At 33.2% G+C, this 16,942-nt stretch carries 13 protein-coding genes and 1 tRNA gene; 5 read left to right on the top strand and 9 right to left on the bottom strand.

Features of this window, described 5'->3' with window-relative positions; translation table 11 throughout:
- Window positions 1-9: 9 nt before the first annotated feature.
- Complete coding sequence (locus B3C18_RS21450; protein WP_291151582.1) at window positions 10-2,181, bottom strand: S9 family peptidase; 2,172 nt, start codon at window positions 2,179-2,181, stop codon at window positions 10-12.
- A 180-nt stretch (window positions 2,182-2,361) separates the two neighbouring features.
- Between B3C18_RS21450 and B3C18_RS21445 the strand changes: the two genes are divergently transcribed.
- Both B3C18_RS21445 and B3C18_RS21440 read left to right on the top strand, forming a co-directional pair.
- The gene (locus B3C18_RS21445; RefSeq protein ID WP_291151580.1) at window positions 2,362-3,678 is read left to right on the top strand and encodes a hydroxymethylglutaryl-CoA reductase, degradative; all 1,317 of its coding nucleotides are present in this window, start codon (window positions 2,362-2,364) and stop codon (window positions 3,676-3,678) included.
- A gap of 99 nt (window positions 3,679-3,777) precedes the next feature.
- Window positions 3,778-4,692 (top strand): GYDIA family GHMP kinase, encoded by a 915-nt coding sequence (locus tag B3C18_RS21440; RefSeq protein WP_291151578.1) that lies wholly within the window; start codon window positions 3,778-3,780, stop codon window positions 4,690-4,692.
- A gap of 21 nt (window positions 4,693-4,713) precedes the next feature.
- Here B3C18_RS21440 and B3C18_RS21435 read toward each other — a convergent pair whose 3' ends face one another.
- The 7 genes from B3C18_RS21435 to B3C18_RS21405 all read right to left on the bottom strand — a co-directional run bounded on the left by B3C18_RS21435 (window position 4,714) and on the right by B3C18_RS21405 (window position 11,680).
- Entirely contained in the window at window positions 4,714-5,148 is a 435-nt protein-coding gene (locus B3C18_RS21435; protein ID WP_291151576.1) for a hypothetical protein, read from the bottom strand.
- Between the two features lie 288 nt (window positions 5,149-5,436).
- Entirely contained in the window at window positions 5,437-7,545 is a 2,109-nt protein-coding gene (locus tag B3C18_RS21430) for a peptidylprolyl isomerase (protein ID WP_291151574.1), read from the bottom strand.
- A gap of 108 nt (window positions 7,546-7,653) precedes the next feature.
- Window positions 7,654-8,913, bottom strand: a complete 1,260-nt coding sequence (locus tag B3C18_RS21425) for a hemolysin family protein (RefSeq protein WP_291151571.1) — start codon at window positions 8,911-8,913, stop codon at window positions 7,654-7,656.
- A gap of 2 nt (window positions 8,914-8,915) precedes the next feature.
- Window positions 8,916-9,110: a hypothetical protein gene (locus B3C18_RS21420; protein ID WP_291151569.1), complete on the bottom strand. Its 195-nt coding sequence runs from the start codon at window positions 9,108-9,110 to the stop codon at window positions 8,916-8,918.
- 3 nt (window positions 9,111-9,113) lie between these two features.
- Window positions 9,114-9,674, bottom strand: coding sequence for an LPS export ABC transporter periplasmic protein LptC (lptC, locus tag B3C18_RS21415; protein WP_073483481.1), 561 nt, complete (start codon window positions 9,672-9,674; stop codon window positions 9,114-9,116).
- Window positions 9,675-9,726: 52 nt separating this feature from the next.
- Window positions 9,727-10,953 carry a hypothetical protein gene (locus B3C18_RS21410; RefSeq protein ID WP_291151566.1) on the bottom strand — a complete coding sequence of 409 codons (1,227 nt, stop codon included), beginning with the start codon at window positions 10,951-10,953 and terminating at the stop codon, window positions 9,727-9,729.
- Complete coding sequence (locus tag B3C18_RS21405; RefSeq protein WP_291151564.1) at window positions 10,946-11,680, bottom strand: type III pantothenate kinase; 735 nt, start codon at window positions 11,678-11,680, stop codon at window positions 10,946-10,948. Before B3C18_RS21405 ends, B3C18_RS21410 begins: the two co-directional genes overlap by 8 nt.
- Window positions 11,681-11,784: 104 nt before the next feature.
- Here B3C18_RS21405 and B3C18_RS21400 point away from each other — a divergent pair.
- The 3 genes from B3C18_RS21400 to B3C18_RS21390 all read left to right on the top strand — a co-directional run bounded on the left by B3C18_RS21400 (window position 11,785) and on the right by B3C18_RS21390 (window position 13,924).
- Window positions 11,785-11,860: transfer RNA gene (locus B3C18_RS21400), tRNA-Phe, on the top strand.
- A 327-nt stretch (window positions 11,861-12,187) separates the two neighbouring features.
- Window positions 12,188-13,684: an MFS transporter gene (locus B3C18_RS21395; RefSeq protein WP_291151561.1), complete on the top strand. Its 1,497-nt coding sequence runs from the start codon at window positions 12,188-12,190 to the stop codon at window positions 13,682-13,684.
- A 12-nt stretch (window positions 13,685-13,696) separates the two neighbouring features.
- Window positions 13,697-13,924 (top strand): DUF6814 family protein, encoded by a 228-nt coding sequence (locus B3C18_RS21390; protein WP_053470000.1) that lies wholly within the window; start codon window positions 13,697-13,699, stop codon window positions 13,922-13,924.
- Between the two features lie 116 nt (window positions 13,925-14,040).
- On the opposite strand, the gene B3C18_RS21385 is transcribed toward B3C18_RS21390, so the two are convergent.
- The gene (locus B3C18_RS21385; RefSeq protein ID WP_291151557.1) at window positions 14,041-16,908 is read right to left on the bottom strand and encodes an alpha-amylase family glycosyl hydrolase; all 2,868 of its coding nucleotides are present in this window, start codon (window positions 16,906-16,908) and stop codon (window positions 14,041-14,043) included.
- Window positions 16,909-16,942 lie beyond the last annotated feature (34 nt).

Below are 16,942 nucleotides of genomic sequence, written 5' to 3'. Positions count from 1 at the left end.
TCTTTTAAATTATAAATTTTCTTTGATGAAATTAGTCATCTTATTGTAAAGCTGAATTCTCGTTTTTCCGCCATAAATACCGTGGTTTTTATCTGGATATATTTGAGATTCAAATTGCTTATTAGCCTGAATTAATGCTTCCATCATTTGCATTGAGTTTTGCACATGAACGTTGTCATCACCAGAACCGTGAATCAATAAAAACTTACCTTTTAATTTATCAACATGGTTTATAGGAGAGTTTTGATCGTATCCGCTTGCATTTTCCTCAGGCGTCTGCATGTATCTTTCTGTATAAACACTGTCATAAAATCTCCAGTTTGTAACCGGCGCAACAGCGATTGCCATTTTAAATACATCATTTCCTTGAAAAATACAGTTAGAAGACATAAAACCTCCATAACTCCATCCGAAAATTCCAATTCTTGAAGCATCAACATAAGGATACGCACCAATTACTTTTGCTGCATCAATTTGATCTTCAACTTCGTATTTCCCTAATTCTTTTTGTGTCACTTTTTTGAAATCAGCACCTTTAAAACCAGTTCCTCTTCCGTCAACACAAGCTACAATGTAACCTTGCTGAGTAAGAGATAAAAACCAGTAATCATCGCTGTTGTTCCAATCGTTGTTTACCTGCTGTGATCCCGGACCAGAATATTGGTACATAAAAACAGGGTATTTTTTAGATGGATCAAAATCTTTTGGTTTTAAAATCCATGCATTTAATTCGTTTCCTTTTGCTGTTTTTAAAACAAAGAATTCTTTTGCAGGAAGGTTATATGCTTTTAATTTATCAGCAAGAGCCTGATTGTTTTCTATAACCTGAATTTCTTTTCCTGTTTTTGCCTCGTTTAAAGTATATGTTGTAGGCACTAAATTACTTGAGAATGTTGTAATAAAATATTGGAAATTCGGGCTGAAAGTTGCCGCGCTTGTTCCCACTTTTGTAGTTAAACGGGTTTTATTTTTTCCGTCTAAACCAATTCTGTAAATATCTCTGTTGATAGAACCATTTTCTGTAGATTGGTAGAAAATAGTTTTTGTTTTTTCGTCGAAACCGTAGTAAGATACCACTTCCCAGTTTCCTTTTGTAACCTGATTTTTAAGTTTTCCGGTTTTATCATAAACATAAATATGATTGAAACCATCTTTTTCACTTGTCCAGATAAAACTGTTATCTTTTAAGAAAGTTAAATTATCTGTAACATCTACGTAAGCTTTATCTTTTTCATTCAAAACTACTTTTGCCGCAGCTGTTGTTCCGTCAATAAATAATAAATCAAGATTATCCTGGTGACGGTTTAAAACCTGTGCAGACAATGTATTATTATCGTTTGTCCATTGCATTCTTGCAATGTAGAAATCATTATAATTTCCTAAATTTACTTTTTTAGAAGCATTTCCTGCTGCATCATAAATGTGTAATGAAACTACAGAATTTTTTTCTCCGGCTTTAGGATATTTAAACGTTTCGATTGTTGGATATAAATCTTTTTTGAAGATTGACATTGAAAACTCAGGAACCTGGCTTTCGTCAAAACGAATGTAAGCTAGTTTTTTACTGTCTTTACTCCAGTCAAATGCGCGGACAAAAGCAAATTCTTCTTCATAAACCCAGTCCGTAATACCATTAATGACTGCGTTTTTCTTTCCGTCAGTAGTAACCGCTGTTGATTTTTTTGAAGCTACATCATAAACATATAAATTGTTTTCTTTAGCATAAGCAATCTTAGTTCCATCTGGAGAAAAAGTTGGCTCTTGAATTTGAAAATCAAAAAGTTTCGTTAGAGATTTTGAAGCGATATCGTATAAAAAATAATCTGCTGTAAAAGAGTGACGAAAGATTTGTTTTGAATTACAAGCAATTAAAATCTTTTTTTCTGAAGCATCGAAGATGTAGCTGTCAATTCCGTCTGAGAGTTCTTTGTGGTTTTTAGTATCAATAAGGTTCGATACTTTTTTTAGTGTTGCAAAATCATATAAATCAATTTGCATTGTCCGGCTTGCCTGATCAACATTTAGAACCGTATATTGATTTGTATTCTTTAAAGATTGCAATTCGTCCATTCCTTTTGCCCGAAATGCACCACCATAAATATTTTCGACCGTTATTTTTTGCTGCCCAAAAACCGACGCAACTATAAATAAAAGTACTACAGTAATTTTACTTGTATTCATTAGAATTATTTTAAATATAAAAAGAGCCCAATTTTAGTGAAAAAAATAAACATAATACACATTTTAAGTGTTAAATGTTAAAAAAAATAACGATTGCGTACTTCCATGTTTGAAATAGATTACAATCAAAACTCTTAAAATAGTATCTTTGCAGCAACATTATTATTTAATATATTGAGAATGAACAACGCTGTTGCCGGATTTTCGAAATTATCCAAAAAAGAAAAAATTAACTGGATTGCCAACGAATATTTTTCGGCTCCTGATGAAGCCTTGAGTATTATAAGAAATTACTGGAATTCAGATGAAAAGCTCCAACAGCTACATGATGAATTTATTGAGAATACAATCACCAATTTATATATTCCGCTTGGAGTTGCTCCTAATTTTTTAATCAACGGAAAGTATAAAACAATCCCAATGGCAATCGAAGAAAGTTCTGTTGTTGCCGCAGCATCAAAAGCCGCAAAATTCTGGACTACACGCGGAGGTTTTAAAGCCACGATAATTGATACTGAAAAAATTGGTCAGGTTCATTTTACTTTTAATGGTGATGCCGAAAAACTGCAATCCTTTTTTGAACAAATAAAACCTAAATTCTTTTCTGAAACGCAAAGCATCACTAAAAACATGCAGGAACGCGGCGGCGGAATTTTAGACATCCTCTTAAAGGATAAACGAAATTTATTAGAGAATTACTATCAGCTTCACGCCACTTTTGAAACGAAAGACAGCATGGGTGCGAATTTTATTAATTCGTGTTTAGAGCAATTTGCAACGACTTTAAAAGAAGAATTTCAAAGTTCTGATTTATTTTCTGAAGAAGATGCGCTGACTGTAATTATGAGTATTTTGTCTAATTATGTTCCGAATTGTCTTGTAAGAGCCGAAGTTTCCTGCCCAATTGAAGAATTAGCCGAAAAACATATTACAAATCCGCAGGAATTTGCAGAACGTTTTGTTCAGGCTGTTCAAATTGCTGAAGTAGAACCTTTTAGAGCCGTAACCCACAATAAAGGCATCATGAATGGTATTGATGCTGTAGTTTTAGCAACAGGAAATGATTTTAGAGCCGTAGAAGCCGGAGTTCATGCTTATGCTTCAAAAAACGGACAATACGCAAGTTTATCTCATGCGAAAATCGAAAACGGAATTTTTACTTTCTGGCTTGAAATTCCTCTAGCTTTAGGAACAGTTGGCGGATTAACTTCATTACATCCTCTGGTAAAATTATGTTTAGAAATACTTGAAAAACCTTCTGCAAGAGAATTAATGGAAATAACTGCGGTTGCCGGTTTAGCACAAAACTTTGCTGCACTGCGTTCTTTAACTACAACAGGAATTCAGGAAGGACACATGAAAATGCACCTAAATAATATCATAAATCAATTTGAAGCTACAGACGAAGAACGTCATTTAATTAAAGTACATTTTAAGAAAAACACAGTCTCGCACAGTGCTGTAGTTGAATTTATTGAAAGTTTAAGAAATAAATAAAAATTCCAAAAAAATTATAGTCTTTAAGTAAAATTACAAATTCAAAAGATAATTGGAATTTGGAGTTTAAAATATTGGATTTTTTTTTAAAACTGAAGTATGAAAACAACCTTTTATAGTAACGGAAAACTATTCATCTCTGGAGAATATTTAGTTTTAGATGGCGCAGATGCCTTTGCATTACCAACAAAATTTGGTCAAAATTTAGTTGTAGAAGATGGCGAAAACCAAATAATAGAATGGAAAAGTTACGACTATGATAACAAGCTTTGGTTTGAAACTACTATTTCATTTGAAGAAGTCATAAATAATATTGTTTCTGAAATTGAAACTGTAAAAACAACCTTAATTAATATACTTCACGAAGCCTACGTTTTAAATCCAGAATTTATTCAACAGTCAAAAGGATATAAAGTAACAACGAATCTTACTTTTCCAAGAAACTGGGGGCTAGGAACGTCATCTACTTTAATTAACAATATTGCCCAGTGGACTAATATTAATGCCTTTACGCTGCTTAGAAACAGTTTTGGAGGAAGCGGTTACGATATTGCCTGTGCACAAAACAACACTCCTATTTTATATAGAATAGAAAATAATTTTGTTGAGCCAGTTATTTTTAATCCGGAGTTTACAACAAATATTTTCTTTGTTTATCTTAATAAAAAACAAAACAGTAAAACTGCAATACATGCTTACAACAAGCACAAACAGCAAAATTTAGCTAAAAGTGTTATTGAAAACAATAAAATAACTCATGCCATTTTAAATGCTAAATCTCTAAAGGAATTTGCACATGCAGTCGAAAAACATGAGATCCATTTAAGTAATATCATGGAAATAAAAACGATCAAAGAAATCGCTTTTCCTGATTTTAATGGTACCGTTAAGAGTCTTGGTGCTTGGGGCGGCGATTTTGTAATGGTGATTTCTAAAGAAAATCCAAGAGAATATTTTGCATCAAAAGGTTATGACACAATACTAACGTATGACGAAATGATTTTACAAGAGTAATGGTTTGATCAAAGAAGTAAATTAAAAATTTACTTTCTGATCACTAACGTGTTCTGCTTCCAGACGCCGCACTTTTTCGTTTTCCTGTTCGTTCGATTCGATAAGTGTGTTGTGCAGACGTTCGGCCATTTTTTCTATACTATTCGTAATAGAATCATAAACCAATTCCATTCTGCGATGTTTTTCTTCTTTTACAGCTTTTAAAACATCTTCAACAAAAAGTTTATCGTACTTTTCAGCCACAGAATCGCGAGTATTAGTAAGCCTGATCACATAGTCGTTACTTAATATAGTAACTTTAAAATGCTGTTCTTCATTGCTCAAATAATACTTGCCTCCTAATTCATCAACATTGATGTCGGTACTGCTCACTTTTAGAAGTTCCGTAATTATTCCAAAAATATGATTTTCAATTTTGGAATAAACTTTAGGTTTTCTTCTCAGTAGATTAAACATAAACATTAAACGCCCCAATTTTTAAAGTATTTGTTTATCATTCTATTTCAGTTTTTATTTACAATTTGGCAAATAAAGTATACCTCGTTACAATAAAAATTCCGACAAATTAACTGTAATAATTTGAATATCACAAATTTTTTAAGTTATATTTCGATTATTCCCATATAGTTAAGAAAAACACATAAAGTATTTACTACAAAATAGTTATGAGAAAATATTAAAAAAAGAAAACCCGAAACATTCAATTGAACGTTTCGGGTTTTCTATATAATTTATTTTACTAAACTAGTAGTTGAATTGTAATCTGTTGTCTTCAATTTTAGCATTGTTTTTCAACGTTGGTAAAATTCTGCTTGCATCTGATGCGCTTTGAGCTTTTACTTTAGCAACATATTCAGCATGATTTGCAATTGCAGGAGCTTTTACTGTGCTAATGTTTTTCACTACATAAACTCCAGTGTTTCCTTCAATTGGAGCAGAGATTTTGTTTGCAGCTAATGCAAATGCATTTCCTACTACTTTTGGCTCTTGTCCAACTCCACCAGGTAAAACCGGGTTTTCAAGAGTTACGTTTGTCGCTTGTTGTACTGCTACACCAGCGCTTTTTGCAATAGCTTCGATAGTTGATCCTGTCAATTTACCTTTTAAGATTTCAGCTTTTTTCTTGTTTTTCAAGATTGGCTCAACGTAAGGTCTTGCCATAGTGACAGAAACTAAACCTGATTTGTTTTCACTTTTGTATTGAGCAATTACGTGCCCAACGTTAGCGATTTCAAAACGTTTTACATCTCCTGTATTAGTTTCTTTATCAAATGCCCATCTTACAATGTTTCTTTGGTTTCCTAATGGTCCAAATTGCTCATCCATAGCTCTTGCAGATATTGGAGCAGCAACTTTTAAACCTAATTCTTTAGCAGTAGCAGCAAAATCTTTGTCTGCAGCTTCCATTTCGAATTTAGTAGCTAATGTAAATACTTTATCAGAAGTAGCTTCAGAAGGCTCAATTTTTTGAGCGATTGTAGCTAAACGAATTCCGTCTTGTTTGTCAGTAATTTTGATAATGTGGAAACCTAGTGGAGTTTCTACTAAACCAACTTTTCCAATTCCATTACTGAATACAAAATCACTAAATGGTTTTAATGCTGGCGGCAATTGATTTTGACTAAAGTAACCAACATCACCTCCTTGTTGTGCAGATGCATCATCAGAGTTTGTAAAAGCAAGCATCATGAAACTATCAGGATTAGATTGAGCCTGAGCTAAAATTTCTTCCGCTTTAGCTTTTGCTTCTTCTTTAGTTCTTTTTTCTTTTGGATTTTGAGTTTGAGAACCTTCATAAGCAATTACGATTTGACTCGCTTTTGCATTAACTCCAGCTCTAAATCCTAAAGATTTAGAGATTGCATAATATTTTCCGTATACATAAGGACCATAAATTGCTCCAGCTGGCAAGCTGAATAATTTATCAGCATCTACAGCAGGTAAAGCATTTTTAGCAACATATGTAGAATCGTAAGGAACGTCAGAATTTGCGTTTACGAATTCAGCAATATTTGTTGCATTTCTAAAACCTGGTACAGAATCAGTTTGTTTTGTTACTTCGTTATATTTTGTACTACCTTTTAAAAGACCAGTAATTTTAGCTTTAATTTCAGCTTCGTCTTCTTTTGAAGGCTTGTCTTCAACTAAAACGTATTGAATTTCACGAGTATCTTCTGCTTTGAATTTTTTCTCGTTTTTCTTCATATAATCTACGATTTCTGAATCAGAAATTTTTACTTCACTATCTTTAATAGAAGAATATAAAGCTCCGGCGTAAGCAAAGTTTACTTTGTTAGCTTCCATTTCATACTTCAGCTTTCCTTCACTAGCAGTTGTATAAAGTCCAGATTTTATTAAAGTATTGTAAATTTGAAATTTTGCGTTTAATTCAGCATCTTTTTCTTTTGCAGTAATAAATTGAGCCGCATCAGGGTTTGTTTTGATATAGTCTTTAAACTTTGTAACATCAAACATTCCTGCCGCGTTTAAAAACATAGGAGCTTTTCCAATGTTTGGATCTGCTTTTAAAACTTCAATTAAGTGTTTTTCACCAACTCTCAATCCTAATTTATCAAACTGAGTTGATAATAACGCGATTGAAACTTCTCGATCCCAAACTCTGTTTGCAGCTTCAGTGGAAGTAATTCCTTGACCACTTTTTTCAATATCACTAACTTTAACTCTAAAGTCTTCAAATGAAATATCTTTTCCATCGATGCTTCCTACATCTTTTGAACTTTGACCAAATGTTCCTCTAGTAAATAAATCTTGTATTATAAATGCAAATAATGCAAGTGCAATAACACCTATCAATAGAGCTGAACGCTGTCTAATTTTTGCTAAAACTGCCATTTTAATTATCGTTAATTTTATATTCAGTTTGCGAAAATACAATTATCTAGTTAATAACAATACAACTAGCGTTTTATTTTACACAATTTTTTTTAATTCTTTAAAAATTCACTCTTTTATTGTCAATCTGACCAATTCAATTTTGTTGTTTGACGCCTGTTCTATCACGAAATGATACCTGTCAATAACAATCTTTTCGCCCTTTTGCGGAATTTCTTTGGTCGAATTTACAATAAATCCTCCTAATGTTCCGTAAGAATCTTCCTCAGGAATCATCAATTTATAGGTTTCGTTTAAATACTCTACATCTAATCGTGTCGAAAACAAATACTTACCCTCTCCTAATTCCTGTTCAATCAATTCTTCGTCTAAATCGTGTTCGTCTTCGATTTCTCCAAAAAGCTCTTCGACTATATCTTCTATGGTTATAATTCCCGAAGTTCCTCCGTATTCATCTAAAACTACAGCAACATTTTTTCGCTTTTTAATTAAAAGATCTAAAGCATCTTTAATTAAAATGGTTTGCGGTACAAATTCAACGGTCATTAAAACCGATTTTATAGTTTTTGGCTTTTTAAACAAATCAAATGAATGCACATATCCAACAATATCATCGAGAGAATTTTGACTTACAACGATCTTAGAATATCCTGTTTCAATAAAAAGTTCTTTTAGATCTGAAACGGTTTCAAATAAATCTATCGAAACAATTTCCGTACGCGGAGTCATAATATCGCGCGCCTTTACTCCGGAAAATTCTAACGCGTTCTGAAAAATCTGTATTTCTGAATCGACTTCGTCATCATCTTCAACAGAATTCATTTGTTCTGTAATATAATTACCAAGCTCAATTTTACTGAAATACAGCTGCACCTGATCGCCTTCTGTCTTGAAAAATTTCTTCAAAACAAAATCTGAAATCCAGATAAAAAAGGTTGAGATATAATAAAAGAGTCGGTAGAAAAGATAGGCCGGAACTGCAAAAAACTTAATTAATGAATTGGCATAAATTTGAAAAAATACCTTAGGAAAAAATTCAGCTGTGATTAAAACTATAAAAGTTGAAATTAAAGTCTGGACCAGGATTGTTGTTAAATAAGAGAATTGGAATCCTAGACCAATTATCCAATGAAGCACAACATCTCCCATATAAAATCCATAAACTACAAGTGCTACATTGTTCCCAATAAGCATTGAAGCAATAAATTTTGAAGGATTTTGAGTAAGTTTGGTTAAAATTTGAGATAGAAAATTATCTTGTTTTTTTTCAATTTCAAGATAAATTTTGTTTGAGGAAATAAAAGCTATTTCCATTCCTGAAAAAAAAGCTGATAGTATTAAACATAATATTATAATACTAATCTCCATGCTTACTGTTTTTTATTACGATCGTCAAATCTCTTGGTAAACCTTCTTCTAAAGAAAAACATAAAAATCGCCATTCCGGCAATTAGAAAGCTTAACGGATAATTTACATTTCCTTCGTTCAGCTTTGTTACACCATCGTAAATAAAGAAAACTGCAAATGCTATGTAAACGTATTGTGTATATTTTAAGTAACCCATAATTTATAATTTATCATCATTTGATTCAATTTCACCGCTTATTCGCTGTGAATTGATCACTTTAAAATCTTTGCTAAAATCAATTCCTTGTCCGTAAGAAACTCCTTTTGCATCTGTAAGCTTAAATTTTCTTTCGGTATAAAACCACTCATTTTTCTGGTCAAAATACAATTGTTCCGTTTCCAGAACCTGACCTTCTTCTGATGTAATTTTAACTTTTCCCTGCAAATCAATTATACCGGTCGTTTTGTATGAAACGGCATAATTTGATCGTATAAAAGTACGCTTTTGTTTTTTATCGTATAAAGTAACATCGAGTCCTTTAGGAAATTCGGTAAAAGGAAAGTCAAGATTAGAATAATCCAGCATTTTTGGACTTATCAAAACGCCTGTTATTCTTCCTGAATCTGTATATTTAATATTTACGGTATCAGCATCACTTCCTGGAACGAACTCTGAGAAGTTAATTTTCTGGACGTCTTTAAAATTACTTTCGCATCCAAAAAACAGTGTCACAGCAAAAACTGTGACAACGTTTATAATATATCTCTTTGGTAAATTCATCTGCCAAATGTAATAAATTGTGACGAGGTTAAAAAACCATGTAAGTTTAGGCTTAATTAAATTTACTCTTCACAAACCATCTGTCGTTAAACGAGAAGCCTACGCTGAAGTTCATATAATTTTCCTGAACTAATCCTGCAGAAGTTGTTCCTCTTTTTCCAAATTCGATTCCGAAGTTTACATTTGAAAAAGTTCCTGTTATTGGGAATCCTGCCCCTAATGACATTCCAACATCGTTAATTGATTCGTTGTTCACTACTAAACCCAATTTTTCATATTTCAAACCTGCTCTATAAGTAATTCTGCTAAAGTAACTAGCAAATGAACTGTAGTTTGGAATATAGTAACCTCCTACTGCATATTTGGTATACTTTTCATATCTAACATTTGGGCTTGTGTTGTAATAATTGGCAAGCTGTCCTGTTCCCTGAAAAGCAAGTGTAGTTCCTACTAACCATTTTCTTGCCTCTCCGATACCTGCCCCGAAAGTTAATTTATTTGGAAGTTTTAATTTGGTGTCTACCGGATCTGCAGTTACTGCATCCGGATCTCCATCAACCTCAATTAATCTTGTACTAACTGAATTTAATGTACTTCCAAAAGTATAGTTTAAACTAGTGTAAACATTTAACTTTTTTGTAATTTTAGTTTGATACATTGTACCAATATTAAAATTCACACCCGATAATTCAGATGTATTCGTTTCTCTGGTTGCATTTTGTACATCAGTCACAGCCTCAATTGTCGTCGTTGTGATCTTACCGAAGTTGTATTGCAAATCTGCTCCAATATTCCACTTTGGTGTAATTTTATATCCTAAACCAAAGAATACTCTGTTAACACCACCTTTTCCTTCAAGCTGGCTGCTAACTTCATTTGCACCGGTGTTAAAATCTGTAATTTTATAACCAACTGATGATAATGGAATCAAACCGAAACCAGCTCCAAATTTCCCCATAGGAATTCCTAATGCCAAATAATCGAAAGTTGATCTTTGTGCTTTTGAAGATTCTGTGCTGCTTTTGATAGTATTAGTTCCAAAAGTTCCTCCTACTGAAAAAGTAGTTTGACCCAGACTGGCATAACTTGCCGGATTTTCAATATTCAGGTGAATACTATCCTGTTCAACCGCAACTCCTGCCATGCTTCTGTTTTCAAGAGTTCCTTTAAATCTTGTATCTCCAATTCCGTAGAAAGAATATGGCGACGAAGTACCTTGCTGAGCAAATGAAACGAACGAGATAAGCAGACAAGCGCTTATTATAATTTTTTTAATCATTGTCGATTTTATATTGAAATGTTTGGTTCAAACTTTCCAGAAGGAAATTTGAATTGGCAAATATGGTATTTTTTAATCGTTTAGCCAAAAATTCTGCATCACCTCCCGTTAAAATTATTATAAAATTTGAAAAGTTCGACCGATATTCATCGATAAAACCGTCAATCTCATAGACGAACCCATTGACAACTCCCGAATGTATGGCTTGTGCAGTCGAGTTTCCTATATAGGAATCTGGCGCTTCTAAAGTCAGCAAAGGCAGTCTGGCTGTGAAATTATGCAAAGATTCGTAACGTAAACGAAGTCCCGGAGAAATCGCGCCGCCCAGATAATTATCATTTTCGTCGATAAAATCGTAGGTTATGCAAGTTCCGGCATCAATTACTAATCTATTTTGTTTCGGAAATTGTAAAGTCGCTCCGGCAGCCAAAATCATTCTGTCGATTCCTAACGTTTTTGGCGTTGCATATTTATTTGTGAAGGGAAAAATATCTTCATGGGTAAAAAAATGAATATTGAGTTGATTTTCGAAAGTTAAAAAAGACTGTTTTTCGACATTTCCTACTGAAGCAACAACCAAATCAGAGCAGTTTTGAAATTTTTCTAAAATTTTTGTAATTTTTTTTTCGAGTTCATTTTTCTCAAAAACAAAATTCTCAAGAACAGTACTTCCCTCAAAGACAGATGCTTTAATTCGAGTGTTTCCAACGTCAACCGCTAAAGTCATATTTATTTTTTTACCCTTGCGAAGATACGAATTGATTTTTTTAAAAAAATGTTTTGGATAAACGAAAAATGATTCTATCTTTGCACCCGCAATAAGCACCACACGGTACCTTAGCTCAGATGGTAGAGCAATGGACTGAAAATCCATGTGTCCCTGGTTCGATCCCTGGAGGTACCACCAAAACCCGAATAGCAATATTCGGGTTTTTTGTTTTTAATATTTTCCTAAAAAGTTTTCCCGCAAATTTAAGTTTAACCGCAAAGGCACAAAGGTTTACGCAAAGGTTCGCAAAATTTGTAAATAAAGCTTTGCGTTTTTTCTTTGTCCATTTTGCGGTTAAAGCACTTTATCTCCTCTCTTTGTAAACTTTTGATTACCAAAAAACAAAAAGTTAATAATTAAGGTAATTTTGTTAAAAAAGTATCAACTGAATAAAAAAATATCTGTTATATTCGTTAAATCGTATTTTACATTTTCATTTATTATTAAAAACACAGAGCGTTTTTTATGGGTAAAACTTCTACTAAAGGCATTTGGAAAGTAATTTCCGCCTCTTCTATGGGAACAATGATTGAATGGTATGATTTCTATATTTTTGGAAGTTTGGCCGTTGTAATTTCTACAAAATTTTTCCCGAGTGATAATCCCACCGCTGCGTTTTTATCGACTTTAGCCACTTTTGCTGCCGGATTTGTTGTTAGACCTTTTGGAGCTTTGTTCTTTGGAAGATTAGGCGATATTATCGGTAGAAAATATACTTTCATGGCTACTTTATTATTAATGGGAGGCTCTACTTTTTTAATAGGATGTATTCCGAGTTATGAAACGATTGGTTTTCTTGCGCCTTTATTAGTTTTGATTTTACGTTTATTGCAAGGTTTAGCTCTTGGCGGAGAATATGGCGGTGCGGCTACATATGTTGCAGAGCATGCTCCGGTTGGTCAAAAAGGATATTGGACTTCGTGGATTCAAACCACAGCAACCGTTGGGTTGTTTATTTCTTTAATGGTAATTCTGGCTACTAAAAATATACTTTCAAGCGAGGCTTTTGATTCCTGGGGATGGCGTGTTCCTTTTTGGGTTTCTATTGTTATGGTTGGCGTTTCTTATTTGATTCGAAAAAACATGGATGAATCGCCAGTTTTTGCAAAAGCGAAAAAAGAAGGAACTACAAGTACAAATCCGTTAAAGGAAAGTTTCGGTAATAGATATAATCTAAAATTTGTTTTGCTGGCTTTATTTGGAGCCACAATGGGACAAGGTGTTGTTTGGTACACCGGGCAGTTCTATGCCATGAGTTTTATGAAAACGGTTATGAATGTAGAATCTTCTCAAGTTGATAGTTTACTGGGAATTGCATTATTATTAGGTACTCCGTTTTTTATTGTTTTTGGATGGCTGAGTGATAAAGTGGGCCGAAAATATATTATGATGTCTGGGATGCTTCTTGCTATTTTGTTTTACAGACCTATATATAAGATGATGTACAACACGACTGATGTTAATTATAAAACCGAAATCGTAGAAAAAACAACACAAAGTACTGAAACAGTAAAAAATAATGATGTAATTACCACAGTTTCAAAAACCTATACTGACGGAACTACGTATATTGAAAAGAAGACAGATTTTGCTAATAAGAAGAAATCTCAAAGTAGTGTTATTATTAATATCAATTCTGGCGATGAATGGACGTTAATTTTTTTAGTTTTCATTCAGGTTATATTTGTTACAATGGTTTATGGGCCAATTGCTGCTTTTTTGGTTGAGATGTTTCCAACTAAAATCAGGTATACTTCAATGTCACTTCCTTATCATGTAGGGAATGGAATTTTTGGAGGTTTACTGCCGGCAATTTCCACTTATTTTGTAACACATGCAAAAGCAGCCGGAAAAAGTGATTTTTATCTTGACGGACTTTGGTATCCTATTATTATAGCTTCAATCTGCTTTGTGATTGGAATGATTTACATAGACAACAAAAACAAAATTAATCATCTTTAACATTTTATGAACATGGACAAAATCAAACAAACTTTAGGCGTTTTATGGGTTATTTTGGCAGTTGCAGCCGCTTATTTTTGCGTGTTTGAATTTGGCTTACCTAAATTATTATCAGACCAGCAAGATGATTTAGTTTTTGGAATCATTATTCTTTTTATTCTAACGCCTCTTATTGTTTTGGGCTTAGGGACTTTTGGTTATTTTGCCGTTATTGGAGAATACAACGATAAAAAGAAATAAACGAAAAACAATAAACAACTAAACCAGAAAAGGGCTGTCTATTTTTCAATAGAACAGCCCTTTCTCATTACTAACCAAACCAAATTTTTAATCTGTTAGAGATATATTTTCAGCGTTTATTTTTTGATAAACTTCATTACCTGAACCTTATTATTTTCATCTGAAGCTTTTACAACATACAATCCTGTTTGTAATTCGCTTACGCCAAATTGAAAATCAGCATTGCCATTTGAAGCAAAACTTTTTACTAATTGTCCGGAAATTGAATAAACCTGAACTTTTGTAAAAGCAGTATTTAAGGTAAAATAATTTGAAACCGGATTTGGATATAAACTCACTGAATTTCCTTTTTCAAAATCTTCAATAGCAAGATTTGCTGTTTTATTACCATAAATTCGGTATTCTCCTGCTGGTAAATTTATTGCAGCATTTGCATCTGTAACATTTATTGTTGTATTATCCATTAAATTGTACCAAGTTCCTGTATATGGAAAACCTGTTGCAACATTTTGTGCAGAAGTACCAAAATTGGCTAAAATCACAACATCTTTTAATTGTGTTGAAGCTAAACTTGCATTTGTAATTTTGATGTTTACTGTTGATGAATTAGCATTTGTTATTGTAGAAGTTCCTAAAAATACCGGCTCTACAGTTTTAAGTGTAATCATTTTTGCCCAATCGTTATAGATTTTATTACGATTTGAATCTCCTAACCAATTGTTTACCCATTGTGGCTGTGGTTTTGTATCTAATTTACAGTCTCCAGCTATTGTTCCTGAAGCATCGTTTACAGTTCCATCATTACAAGTGTAAATAGATTTCTCCCATCCTAATTCTCCAAAATGCCAAATCATTTTTGGTCCCGGAACTAGTAATGAAACCGCTCCAATTGCAGACATTCTTGACAAAGCGGTATTTAATGTTTTTACATTGTACGAACCATTGGAAGCTCCGTATTGTATATTTTTATACATCAGTCTTTCTTCATCATGACTTTCTGCATAACCCATTAAACGGTTTGCTGTAAAACCACGACTTGCACTTGACATTCTTGTAATATTACTTGTGTATCCCATTGACAATTCATTGTATTGATCTGTCATTTTTCCCCACATCATAATACCTTTACTTGGCGTTTCGGTAATTCTATAATTTGCCCATTGCTGCTCTTCAGTATCAGTTCCTAGATGCTCAAAAATGGTATAATGTGTTGGATCTAAACTCCATGAATAATCTGCATATTTCTTTAGAATATCAACTCTATCCTGCTGATAACCATTGGTACAAGATTCATCTGAAGCTGTACAAGCCTGTGTAAATCCTTTTGTTAAATCCCAACGGAAACCGTCAATTTTATATTCTTCAATCCATTGCTTGATAACACGATTAACATAATACTGTGTTTTAAGTGATTGATGATTAAAATCTTCTCCAACACTATACGTATGCTTCGCAACCATATTAAAATAAGGATTTTCAGCCGTTGGAGATCCAAAACCATCTCCATCAGGATCGTTCATCCACATTCTCACCATTGGATTTCTTCCAAAAGCGTGATTTAACGCAACGTCAAGAATAACTGCAATTCCGTTTTGGTGAAATAAATCGATTAACTCTTTTAGTTTATCAGATGATCCGTAAAATTTATCCAAAGCCATGTGAAATGAAGTATTATAACCCCAGCTTTCATTGCCTTCAAATTCCATTACGGGCATTAATTCGATCGCATTTATTTTAAGATTTTTAAAATAATCTATCCTATCTATTAAACTTTGATAATTTTTAGCAGCATCAAAATCACGAACCAAAACTTCATAAACAACCAATTTTTCTTTTGCCGGTTTTGTAAAGTTCGTTACTTGCCAGTTATAAGGAGTTTGCCCTGTTTTAAGAACTGTAACTTCAAATTGCTGTCCTGCTGGATACGCAGGAATATTTGGGTAAGAAGCTGCAGGAATTCCCGGATCATCATAAGGAGATAAAACCAAAGTCGAATACGGATCGGCAGTTTTTACCATTGCAGGTGAATTCGCTAGCGGTGTAGCATCAACAACCCAATATTGGTATGTATTATTTACCCCTGAAACCAAGCCAGTTAGTTCCAGCCAAAATTTACCAGAAGTTGGATCTTTTTTCATGGCATACGCCGAAGTTGGCTGCCAGTTATTGAAACTTCCTGCTACGTAAACAAAATCTTTTAAAGGTGCATCTAAAACCAAAGTTGCTTTTGTAGCATCTGCACTATTATAATTAATCCCGTCAACCAATCCTGCCGGCATCGCTGCTGAAACTGTGCTGGGATTTACTATAACAGAGAACTTTTTTACAATCGTAACGGCTCCTTGAGTTGCACTTAATTCATAGCTTTGATTGCCTGTAATATTAGTGTGAGAATACGAATAACTTGCTGTACTTGTATTTGTATTGATAACAGTTCCGTTTGCTTTTAAAGAATAGCTTGCGTTTCCGTTTGTATTTGTCGCTGTAATTGTAAAGTTAGAACCAGAAGCAATAATTGTTGCACTATTTTCAACTGGCGCAGTTAGATTTACCTGAAAAGATCCTACCTCAACTAAAATATCCTGAGACTTTTTATCGCCTGTTCCGTTTTTAGCTTTAATTAAAAAACCAATTTTTCCAATTCCGGTAGTGCTGTAATATGTAGTTGGAACAATTGTTTTTGTATAAGTATCTGTACCTGCATTATAAGTAAACTTGCTGGCATCGCTAGAAGCTTCCCAAGAACCATTATCAGGAGTACCTTTTTGTGTGGTGTCATTGGTATCAAAAGCCCATGCCCACATATAAAGAGAATGATCTGCAACTCCCCATGTAGCCTCATTAATACTGTTTCCATTAACTGTAATAGTTATAGAAGTAGTTTCTTCAAAAGCTGCAGGGCTAACAGAATAGGTAACCGTTTGTTGCTGTGCAAAAGAAAACACAGACAATAAAAAGAAAAATAAGAGTAAAGTTTTTTTCATAATAATTCGGTTAAATTAATTATTAAAAAAGGGC

The sequence above is a fragment of the Flavobacterium sp. UBA7680 genome (assembly GCF_002482975.1).
GTDB lineage: Bacteria > Bacteroidota > Bacteroidia > Flavobacteriales > Flavobacteriaceae > Flavobacterium.
This window is presented reverse-complemented; position numbering and strand designations above follow the sequence as displayed.

Excerpts from the sequence above, each read along its gene's own strand:
- B3C18_RS21385 (WP_291151557.1), bottom strand. The coding sequence starts at position 16,908 with ATGAAAAAAACTTTACTCTTATTTTTCTTTTTATTGTCTGTGTTTTCT.
- B3C18_RS21435 (WP_291151576.1), bottom strand. The coding sequence starts at position 5,148 with ATGTTTAATCTACTGAGAAGAAAACCTAAAGTTTATTCCAAAATTGAA.
- B3C18_RS21395 (WP_291151561.1), top strand. The coding sequence starts at position 12,188 with ATGGGTAAAACTTCTACTAAAGGCATTTGGAAAGTAATTTCCGCCTCT.
- B3C18_RS21450 (WP_291151582.1), bottom strand. The coding sequence starts at position 2,181 with ATGAATACAAGTAAAATTACTGTAGTACTTTTATTTATAGTTGCGTCG.
- B3C18_RS21430 (WP_291151574.1), bottom strand. The coding sequence starts at position 7,545 with ATGGCAGTTTTAGCAAAAATTAGACAGCGTTCAGCTCTATTGATAGGT.
- B3C18_RS21420 (WP_291151569.1), bottom strand. The coding sequence starts at position 9,110 with ATGGGTTACTTAAAATATACACAATACGTTTACATAGCATTTGCAGTT.
- B3C18_RS21440 (WP_291151578.1), top strand. The coding sequence starts at position 3,778 with ATGAAAACAACCTTTTATAGTAACGGAAAACTATTCATCTCTGGAGAA.
- lptC (WP_073483481.1), bottom strand. The coding sequence starts at position 9,674 with ATGAATTTACCAAAGAGATATATTATAAACGTTGTCACAGTTTTTGCT.
- B3C18_RS21445 (WP_291151580.1), top strand. The coding sequence starts at position 2,362 with ATGAACAACGCTGTTGCCGGATTTTCGAAATTATCCAAAAAAGAAAAA.
- B3C18_RS21410 (WP_291151566.1), bottom strand. The coding sequence starts at position 10,953 with ATGATTAAAAAAATTATAATAAGCGCTTGTCTGCTTATCTCGTTCGTT.
- B3C18_RS21405 (WP_291151564.1), bottom strand. The coding sequence starts at position 11,680 with ATGACTTTAGCGGTTGACGTTGGAAACACTCGAATTAAAGCATCTGTC.
- B3C18_RS21425 (WP_291151571.1), bottom strand. The coding sequence starts at position 8,913 with ATGGAGATTAGTATTATAATATTATGTTTAATACTATCAGCTTTTTTT.
- B3C18_RS21390 (WP_053470000.1), top strand. The coding sequence starts at position 13,697 with ATGGACAAAATCAAACAAACTTTAGGCGTTTTATGGGTTATTTTGGCA.